At 73.4% G+C, this 10,460-nt stretch carries 2 protein-coding genes; both read right to left on the bottom strand.

Annotated features, from left to right (window positions below):
• A partial coding sequence (locus AOK03_RS36345; RefSeq protein WP_208609667.1) for a type I polyketide synthase occupies positions 1–6,449 on the bottom strand: 6,449 nt, incomplete at its 3' end.
• A 65-nt stretch (positions 6,450–6,514) separates the two neighbouring features.
• Positions 6,515–10,460 (bottom strand): SDR family NAD(P)-dependent oxidoreductase (locus tag AOK03_RS36340; RefSeq protein WP_157869173.1); only part of this gene is annotated, 3,946 nt, incomplete at its 5' end.

Below are 10,460 nucleotides of genomic sequence, written 5' to 3'. Positions count from 1 at the left end.
CCCTCCACCACATCCACATCCGCCGACACCAACCCACCACTGGCCAACGCCTGACGAATCACCCGCTCCTGCGACGGACCATTCGGCGCCGTCAAACCATTGCTCGCACCGTCCTGATTCACCGCCGAACCCCGCACCACAGCCAAAACCTCATGACCCAAACGACGCGCATCCGACAACCGCTCCAGCAACAACACACCCACACCCTCGGAGAATCCGACTCCGTCGGCCGCGGCGGCGTACGGCTTGCAGCGGCCGTCGGGCGAGAGGCCCCGTTGACGTGCGAAGCCAGCGAACATGTCCGGGTCGGCCATGACCGTCACACCGCCCGCGAGGGCCAGGTCGCACTCGCCGTGGCGCAGCGCCTGCGCGGCGAGGTGGATGGACACCAGCGACGACGAACACGCCGTGTCGACCGTCACCGCCGGGCCCTCCAGGCCGAAGGTGTAGGCGATGCGGCCGGAGGCCATGCTGCCGGTGCTCGCGAGGTAGGCGTAGCCCTCCAGTTGGGCGTCGGCCTCGGGGAAGGACTTGGCGTAGTCGTGGTTCATCAGGCCGACGTAGGTGCCGGTGAGGCTGCCCTTGAGCGTCGTCGGATCGATGCCCGCCCGCTCGAACACCTCCCACGACGCCTCCAGCAACAGACGCTGCTGCGGATCCATCGCCAACGCCTCACGCGGATTGATCCCGAAGAACGCCGCGTCGAAATCACCCGCGTCCGGCAGGAATCCGCCCTGGTCGGCGTAGGTGGTGCCCGTGTGTTCGGGGTCCGGGTGGAAGAGGCGTCCCAGGTCCCAGCCGCGGTCGGTGGGGAAGCCCCCCATCGCGTCGGTGCGGGAGTCGAGCAGGTCCCACAGTTCGTCGGCGGAGCTGACGCCGCCCGGGAAGCGGCAGGTCATGGCGACGATCGCCACCGGATCGTCGGTGTCGGTGTCGGAGCCGGTCGTCGCGGGGTTCCGGCGAAGGGCGACGGGTGCCGGTGCGGGCGCCACGGTGCCCGCCAGGCGGTGGACCAGGTGGGTGGCCAGGGCCTGGGGGGTGGGATGGTCGAAGATGAGCGTGGCGGGCAGCCGTACGTCGCAGGCGGCCGAGAGCCGGTTGCGGAGTTCCACCGCGGTCAGCGAGTCGAAGCCCAGGTCCTTGAAGGCGATGTCGACGCTCACCCGGGCCGCGGAGCCGTGGCCGAGGACCGCCGCGACGTACTCGCGTACGACATCGGTGAGGAGCTGCAGGCGCCCGTCCGCGTCAAGGCCCGCGAGGCGCGCGGCGAGCGCTCCGTCGGCGAGGCCCTCGGAGGCCACTCGCCTGCGCGCGGCGGGCGCGGTGAGCGTGCGCAGCAGCGGGGACAGGCCGTCGGTCAGGGCGCGCGGGTCGAGGTCGGCGGCGACCACGTAGGCGTGGTCGTGGGCGCGGGCCGCGTCGAGCAGGGCCAGGCCCGCCTCGTCGGTCAGCGCGGCGAAGCCGGTGCGCTTCATGCGCGCCAGATCCGTGTCGCTGAGCTGCCCGGTCATGCCGCTGGTCGCCTGCCACAGGCCCCAGGCGATGGAGAGGCCCGGGAGTCCCTGGGCGCGGCGGTGCTGCACGAGGGCGTCGCAGTAGGCGTTGGCCGCCGCGTAGTTGGCCTGGCCGGGGCTGCCGAGTGAGGCGGCCGCGGAGGAGAACACCACGAAGAGGCCGAGGGGGATCTCCCGCGTCGCCTCGTGGAGCAGGCGTGCCGCCGTCGCCTTCGCCGCCCACACCCGCGCGAGGCTCTCGGGGGTCTGTGCGGTGACGACGGCGTCGTCCAGGACACCGGCCGCGTGGATCACACCGGTCAGCGGATGCGCCGGGTCGACCGAGGCGACCAGAGCGGCGACCGCTTCCGCATCTCCGACATCGGCGGCGGCGAGCTCCACCGTCGCGCCGAAATCCTGTAGTTGTGCTCGGAGTTCGTCGCTTCCTGGCGTCCGGTCTCCGCGTCGGCTCGCGAGGACGAGGTGGCGAACGCCCCAGTCCCTGACGAGGTGTTCGGCCACCAGTCGGCCGAGTACGCCGGATCCGCCCGTGATCAGGACCGTGCCGTCGGGATCGAGCCCCTCGATGCCTGCGGACGTCTCCTCCGGGCCTGATGCCTCATCGCCCCGGGGAGCGGCCGGTGTCGTCGTCTCCGCGGCACGGGTCAGCCTGGGTACTCGTATCTCGCCGCCGTGCACGGCTAGTTGGGGTTCGTCGAGTTGCGCCGCGTCCATGGCCGCGGCGATCGTGTCGTCGGGGCCGAGGTCGATCAGCGTGCAGCGGTCGGGGTTCTCCGACTGGGCGCTGCGGACCAGGCCCCACACGGCCGCGGCCGCGACGTCCACGTCGTCCGCCCCGACGCCCCCGACGGTCCCGCCGCCGGGGACCCCTTCCTCGTCGTACGCCACCGCACCTCGCGTCACCAGCACCAGCCGGGAGTCGTGCAGCGGTGCGGCGAGCCAGGTCTGGACGAGGTCGAGGACGTGCGTGGCGAGGGTCAGGCCGTCGTCGGCCGGGTCGGGCTCGACGGGGGCGGCGACCAGCTGGGGCGCCGGAGCGCCTGCCTCGATGGACGCCAGGAGGTCCGTGAGGTTCGGGTGACCCGTGGCGTCCTCACCGAGAGTCACCCAGCTGTCGGGGGCGGCCTCGACGGAACCGGCCGCGTTCTGCGGTACGAGCCACTTCAGGTCGAACAGCCCGTGGCGTTCGCGGGTGCCCGCCGCGGCGAGCCGGTCCGTGTCCGTCGGGCGCGAGCGCAGGTCGCGGACGGTGAGCACCGGGGCGCCCACCGCGTCGGCCACGGTGATCCGCAGGCCCTGGTCGACGCGCTCGCCGAGCAGGGTGAGGCGCACCCGGACCGTGGTGGCCCGCACGGCGTGCAGCGCCACGTCGTTCCACGCGAACGGCAGCCAGACCTCGGCGGCTTCGGTGGGCGGCAGCAGCAGCGCCGCGGGCTGCAGGACCGCGTCGAGGAGGGCCGGGTGGATGCCGAAGCCGTCCGGGTCGCCCGCCTCCTTGGGCAGCGTCACCTCGGCCAGGACGTCCCTGCCGTGGCGCCACAACGCCCGTACGCCCCGGAACGCGGGCCCGTAGCCGTATCCGGTGCGGTCGGCCTGTGCGTAGAGCTCCTCGGGGTCCGCGGGCTCGGCGCCCGGCGGGGGCCATGCGCCGTCCAGGGTCCCGGCCGTCGGCCCGGACTCGCCGCGGGTCGGCTCGGCACCGCTCGGCCCGGGGCCCAGAAGGCCGGTGGCGTGGCAGGTCCAGGGCCGTGTCGACGCGAAGGCGTCGTCGTCATCGGGGCGGGAGAACAGCCGTACGTCGCGTCGGCCGGCGCCGTCCGCCGCGTCCACCACGACCTGGATCTGCAGTCCGCCGGTGTCGGGCAGGACGAGCGGTGTCTGCAGCGTCAGTTCCTCCAGGGCGGGGCAGCCCGCCTCGTCGGCGGCCCGCAGCACCCACTCCACCTGGGCGGCGCCGGGCACCAGCGCGTGGCCTGCCACCACGTGGTCGTCCAGCCACGCGGCCGACTGCCGCGACACCCGTCCGCTCAGCAGGTGCACGTCGCCGCTGGCGAGGCCCACGGAGGCGCCCAGGAGCGGGTGTCCGGATGCGGCGAGGCCGAGGCCCGCGGGGTCGCCGGAGCCTTTGGCGGTGGGGGCGATCCAGAAGTCCTGGCGCTGGAAGGCGTAGGTGGGCAGGTCGACGGTACGAGGGGTGGGGGTGGTCGGGAACCAGCGCCGCCAGTCGATGTCGGCGCCCGCCGCGAACGCCTGGGCGGCGGCGTGGGCGAGCTGGGTGGTGTCTCCGTGGTCCCGGCGCAGGGTCGTGACCACCGAGGCGGGCACTTCCGCCTGTTCGATGATGCTTTCCAGCGCGAGGTTGAGGACGGGGTGCGGGCTGGCCTCGATGAACAGGCGGTAGCCGTCGGCCAGCAGCGCGTCGATCGTGTCGGCGAAGCGCACCGTGCGGCGCACGTTCCGCACCCAGTAGGCGGAGTCCAGGGCGGTGGTGTCGGTGAGGTGTCCGGCGGTGACGGTGGAGTAGAACGCCACGTCGGTGGCGGCGGGCCTGATCCCGCCCAGCCCCTCGGTGAGCTGATCCAGGATGGCGTCCAGCTGTGGTCCGTGCCCGGCCACGTCGGAGGCGACGGCGCGGGCCCGCAGCCCGCGCTCCTTGGCGTCGGCGACGACGGCCTCGATGCCCTCGGGCGGGCCCGAGATGACGGTGGAGGAAGGACCGTTGACGGCGGCGACGACCACCCCGGGGTGTCCGTCGATCAGTTCGGTGGCCTGCTCCTGGCCCATGCCGAGGGACGCCATGCCGCCGCGGCCGGACAGCTGCCGCAGCAGGACGCTGCGGACGGAGACGATGCGCGCCGCCTCGTCCAGGGAGATGGCGCCCACGACGCACGCCGCGGCGATCTCGCCCTGCGAGTGGCCGACGACCGCGGCGGGTTCGATTCCCTGGTCGGCCCAGACGGCGGCGAGGGCGACCATGACGGCCCACAGCACCGGCTGGACGACGTCGATGCGGGCCAGTTCGGACCCGTCCCCGCGCAGCACGTCCGTCAGGGACCAGTCGACGTACGCGTCGAGGGCCTGCTCGCACTCGGCGATGCGGGCCGCGAACACCGGGGACTCCGCCAGAAGGCGGGCGCCCATGCCCACCCACTGGCCGCCCTGTCCGGGGAACACCATGACCGGCCCCGGCCCCGTGGCGCCGACCGTGCCGGACACCACGTCCGGCGAGGCCTCGCCGTCGGCCAGTGACCGCAGTCCGTCGAGGAGTGCCGCGCGGTCCGCGCCGACGACCACCGCCCGGTTCTCGAACACCGACCGGGTCGTGGCGAGCGACCATCCGACGTCCGCGGGCGATGCCTGCCGCCGCTCGTCGTCCACGTGCTCGGCCAGCAGAGCGGCCTGCGCCCGCAGCGCCTCCTCGCCGCGTGCCGAGACCACCCACGGCACCACGGCAGGCTCGAACGCCTGCCGCGGCTCCCCGTCCTCGGGCGCCTCCTCCGGGACCGCGGGGGTCTCGGGGGCCTCGGGCGCCTCTTCCAGGATCACGTGGGCGTTCGTCCCGGACATGCCGAAGGCGGACACGCCGGCGCGGCGCGGGCGGTCGCCGCGCGTCCACGCGACCGGTTCGGTCAGGAGCCTGACGGTCCCGGAGGACCAGTCGACGTGCGAGGTGGGCTCGTCGACGTACAGCGTGGCGGGCAGCAGTTCGCGCTGCAGGGCCATCACCATCTTGATCACGCCCGCGACGCCCGCGGCGCCCTGCGGGTGGCCGATGTTCGACTTGACCGAGCCCAGCCACAGCGGGTGGTCGTCGTCGCGTTCGCGCCCGTAGGTGGCGAGCAGCGCCCCGGCCTCGATGGGGTCGCCGAGCCTGGTGCCGGTGCCGTGCGCCTCGACCGCGTCGACCTCGGCGGCGCCCAGGCCCGCGTTGGCGAGAGCGGCGCGGATGACGCGTTCCTGCGAGGGGCCGTTGGGGGCGGTCAGGCCGTTGCTCGCACCGTCCTGGTTCACGGCCGAGCCGCGGATCACCGCGAGCACCTCGTGGCCGTTGCGGCGCGCGTCGGAGAGACGCTCCAGGAGGATCAGTCCCGCGCCCTCGGAGAAGCCCGTGCCGTCGGCCGAGGCGGCGAACGCCTTGGAGCGACCGTCCGGGGAGAGTGCGCCCTGGCGGGAGAACTCCGTGAACGCGCCGGGCGTCGACATGATGGTCACGCCCCCGGCCATGGCCAGGTCGCACTCGCCCTGCCGCAGCGCCTGGGCCGCCAGGTGCATCGACACGAGTGAGGACGAGCATGCGGTGTCGACGCTGACCGACGGGCCCTCCAGGCCGAGGGTGAAGGAGATGCGTCCGGAGAGGACGCTCAGCGCGTTGCCGATCAGGAGGTGGCCCTCCACCGCCTTGTCGGGCTGCGCGCCGCCGAAGCCGAGCACGCCCGCGCCGATGTACACGCCGGTGGGCGTCAGCTTCAGCGTCGCCGGGTCGATGCCGGCCCGCTCCAGGAGCTGCCAGGCCGTCTCCATCAGCACCCGCTGCTGCGGGTCCATCGCCAGCGCCTCGCGCGGGCTTATCCCGAAGAACGAGGCGTCGAAGCCGGGGGCGTCGTGGAGGAAGCCGCCGCGTCGCACATAGCTGGTCCCGGGGTGCTCGGGATCCGGGTGGTAGAGGCTGTCCAGGTCCCAGCCGCGGTTGGTGGGGAAGTCGCCGACGGCGTCGCCGCCCGCGGCGACCAGGTCCCACAGGGCTTCGGGCGTGCGGGTGTCGCCGGGGAAGCGGCACGCCATGGAGACGATGGCGATGGGCTCCTGGGCGCGCTCCTCCACCTCGCGCAGCCGCTGGCGGGCCTGGCCGAGGTCCACTGTGACCCGCTTCAGGTACTGACGAAGCTTCGCTTCAGTACTCGACACTCCGCTACTCGACACTTCGGTACTCGACATCGAACGTCACTTCTCCATCAGCGAAGGGCACAGGGGGGAACACAGGGATCGGGAGAGGCAGCGGGTCACAGCTCTCGGTCGATGAACTCGAACATCTCGTCGTCCGACACGTCGTCGAGCGCGTCCAGGTCGGCCACGCCCGCCGGGCCGCCACCGCTGGTGCCACCGCCGCTGCCGGACCCGGTACCGGAGCCGGACCCGGTACGGGATCCAGAGCCGGAGCCGGAGCGGTTCAGCTTCGACAGCAGGGCGTTGAGACGCCTGGTGACCCGCCCGCGCGCGTCGTCGTCGAGGGCGAGGGCGGCCAGGGAGGACTCGATCCTGCCGAGCTCGTTGAGCACCGGGTCCGCGGCGTCCTTGAGGGGCTGCGCTGCGCCGTCGGACGACAGGCGCTCCCGGAGGTGGTCGACGAGGGTGGCCGACTCGGGGTAGTCGAAGACGAGTGCGGCGGGCAGTTTGAGGCCGGTGGCCGCCGCCAGCCGGTTGCGCAGTTCCACGGCGGTGAGGGAGTCGAAGCCGAGCTCCTTGAACGACGTGTCCGGGCGGATGGCGTCGTGATCGGCGTGCCCGAGCACGCCTGCGACGTTGCCCCGGACGAGGTCGAGCAGCAGACGGCGCTGCTCGGCGGTCGGCAGCCCCGTGAGCCGCGCGGCGAGCCCGTCCGCCGAGGCCGCGGTGCCCGCGGCCGCGGTGCGGCGCACGCTCCGGGCTCCCGGGGCCGTGCCTGCCAGGGCGCGCAGGAGTGCGGGCCGGGACGCGGCGGGCTGCGCGGCGACGGCGCGCGCGTCGAGGTCCACCGCGACCAGGTAGGGGCGGCCGTGGGCGCGGGCCGCGTCCAGGAGGGCGAGGCCCTTCTCGGTGGTCAGCGGCGTGAACCCGGTGCGCTTCATGCGCGCCAGGTCCGTCTCGCCCAGGTGCCCGGTCATGCCGCTCGCCGTCCGCCACAGACCCCAGCCGACCGACAGGCCGGTCAGTCCCCCGGCCCGGCGGTGCTGGACGAGAGCGTCGCAATAGGCGTTCGCCGCAGCGTAGTTGGCCTGCCCCGGACTGCCGAGCGTCGCCGCCCCCGAGGAGAAGACCACGAACAGGCCGAGCCGCATGTCGCGCGTCGCCTCGTGCAGGTGCCGTGCCGCGCTCGCCTTCGCCGCCCACACCCGTGCGAGGGACCCGGAGGTCTGCGCGGTGACCACGGCGTCGTCCAGGACACCGGCCGCGTGGATCACACCGGTCAGCGCGTGCGCCGGGTCCGTCTTGCCGACGAGTTCCGCCACGGCGTCGGGATCGCCGACATCGGCCGCGACGACGGTCACCTCGGCACCCGCCCCGGTCAGCCTGGCCACGAGTTCACTGCTGCCGGGCGCCTCGGAACCACGCCTGCCGGCCAGCAGCAGGTGTCGTACGCCCCACTCCTTCACCAGGTGCTCGGCCACCGCACCGGCCAGCACTCCGGTCCCGCCGGTGATGAGGACCGTGCCGTCCGGGTCGAGGGCGGGCGGGATCTCGAGGACTAGTTTGCCGGTGTGCTTCGCCTGGCTCATGAACCGGAACGCCTGCCGCGCCCGGCCCAGCGGCCACGCCTTGACGGGCAGCGGCGCCAGCACCCCGGAGGCGAACAACTCGCCCATCTCCGCCAGCATTTCCCCGATCCGCTCGGGTCCCGCGTGCGGCACCAGGTCGAAGGCCCGGTACCAGGCGCCGCCATGGTCCGCCGCGACGCGGTCGGGGTCGCGCTTGTCGGTCTTGCCCATGTCGACCATCCGCCCGCCCGCCGCGAGCAGACGCAGCGAGGCATCGGTGAACTCCCCGGCCAGGCTGTTGAGTACGACGTCCATGCCGCGCCCGCCCGTCGCCTCCCGGAGGACTCCTTCGAAGTCGAGGTCGCGGGACGAGGCGCGGTGGTCCGCGTCGATGCCCATGCCGTCGAGCACGCCGTGCTTGGCGGGGCTCGCGGTGGCGTACACCTCGGCGCCGAGGTGGCGGGCGATCTGGGTGGCGGCCATGCCCACGCCGCCGGTTCCGGCGTGGATGAGCAGGGATTCGCCCGCCCGGAGCCCGCCCAGGTCCACGAGCCCGTACCAGGCCGTCAGGAACACCACGGGCACCGCCGCGGCCTCCTGAAGGCTCCAGCCTTCCGGCACCGGCACGACCATCCGGGCGTCCGCGACCGCCAGCGGGGCGAAGGCCCCCTCGAACAGACCCATCACACGGTCCCCGACGGCGAGATGAGTGACGCCCGGCCCGACCTCCGTCACCTGCCCGGCGCCCTCGCTTCCCGCGAAGGTGCCCTTGTCGGGATACATGCCCAACGCGATCAGCACGTCACGGAAGTTCATGCCCGCCGCCCGCACGGAGACCCGCACCTGCCCGGCCTCCAGCGGCGCGAGCACCTCCGGGGCGTCGATCACCGACAGGTTCTCCAGGGTGGCCGTGCCGGAGGTGCCGAGACGCCAGACGGACGACCCGACCGGCGGGACGAGTTCCTCCGGGGCGCCCGCGGGATTCATCCGGGGAACGTGCAAGGTGCCGTTACGGAGGGCGAGTTGAGGCTCATCGAGGACGGAGACGGCGTGGCGCAGGGCGGACTGCGGAAGCGCGCGGCCGACAGGGGCGCCGTCGCTGTTTCCGTTGGGCATGTCGCTGTCGGCGCCGGTACCCATGTCGGTGTCGGTGTCGGTGTCGAGCAGGGCGAAGCGGCCGGGGTTCTCCGACTGGGCGCTGCGCACCAGCCCCCACGCGGCTGCCGCGGACGGGTCGACGTCGCCATCACCGTCGGTGGCCACCGCGCCGCGCGTCACCACGAGGAGGCGTGACTCGGCCAACTCCGGTGCTGTCAGGAACTCCTGCACCAAGGACAGCACCCGCTCGGCGACGCACAGCCCGTCACCGCCCGCGGCGGACTCGACGGGAGCCAGCACCGCCCACGGCACCACACCTTCGATGGCCGACGCCACGTCGGACGGTCCGGCGCCATCCGGGAGCACGACCCATTCCTCGCCCTCCTTGGCTCCGGAAGACTGCGGTTCGGAAGACCTCGGTACGGGGAGAGGCGTCCAGTCCACGGTGTAGAGCCCGTCGACGCCGCCACGGGCCGCCGCGGCCAATTGGCCGGGGTCGGCGGCGCGCAGGGTCAGCGCGTCCACGTCCAGGACGGGCGCGCCGGTACCGTCGGCGATCACGACCCGCAGGTCACGCTCGGCCGACTCCCCCTGCGGGGAGAGCCGGACACGGAGGTGGGTCGCCCCGTCCGCACTCAGCGACACCCCGTTCCACGCGAACGGCAGCCACATCCGCCCGTCCTCGGGCCGGTCGAGAAGCATCAGTGGATGCAGGGCGGCGTCCAGCAGCGCCGGGTGAATGCCGAACCCGTCGTGAGAGCCCGCCTGTTCGGGCAGCTCCACCTCGGCGAGCAGCTCGGTTCCGTGCCGCCACAGCGCCCGCAGCCCTTGGAACGCGGGGCCGTACTCATAGCCCGCCTCCGCGGCCCGCGCGTAGAAGTCCTCGACGTCCACGGCTTCGGCGCCGATCGGCGGCCACTGACCGTCCAACCCCGCTGCCGGGGAAGGGAGTTCAGAGCTCACCACACCGGCCGCATGACACAGCCAGTCGGCGCCGCCTTCCTGATCCGGGCGCGAGTACACGCGTACGTCACGTCGTCCGCTCTCCTCGTCGACAGCCCCAACGGCCACCTGGATCTGCAGGCCGCCCTTCTCGGGCAGCACGAGCGGGGCCTGCAGCATGAGCTCGTCGAGAGTCGCGCAGCCCGCCTCGTCGGCGGCCCGCAGCACCCACTCGACCAGCGCCGCACCCGGCGCCAGGGCGGTTCCCGCCACGACGTGCTCGGCCAGCCAGGAGGGAGCCTTGCGGGAGAGCCGTCCGGTGAGCAAGTACGCGTCACCCTCGGCGAGTTCCACGCAGGCACCGAGCAGCGGATGCCCGGCGGAGGCCATCCCGAGATCGGCGGCGTCCCCGGTGAGACCGGTGGGCTCCTCCAGCCAGTAGTGCTGGTGTTGG

Source organism: Streptomyces atriruber (genome assembly GCF_001418325.1).
Classification (GTDB): Bacteria; Actinomycetota; Actinomycetes; order Streptomycetales; family Streptomycetaceae; genus Streptomyces; species Streptomyces atriruber.
Note: the sequence above shows the minus strand (reverse complement) of the source record. Positions and strands in the feature narration are given on the sequence as shown.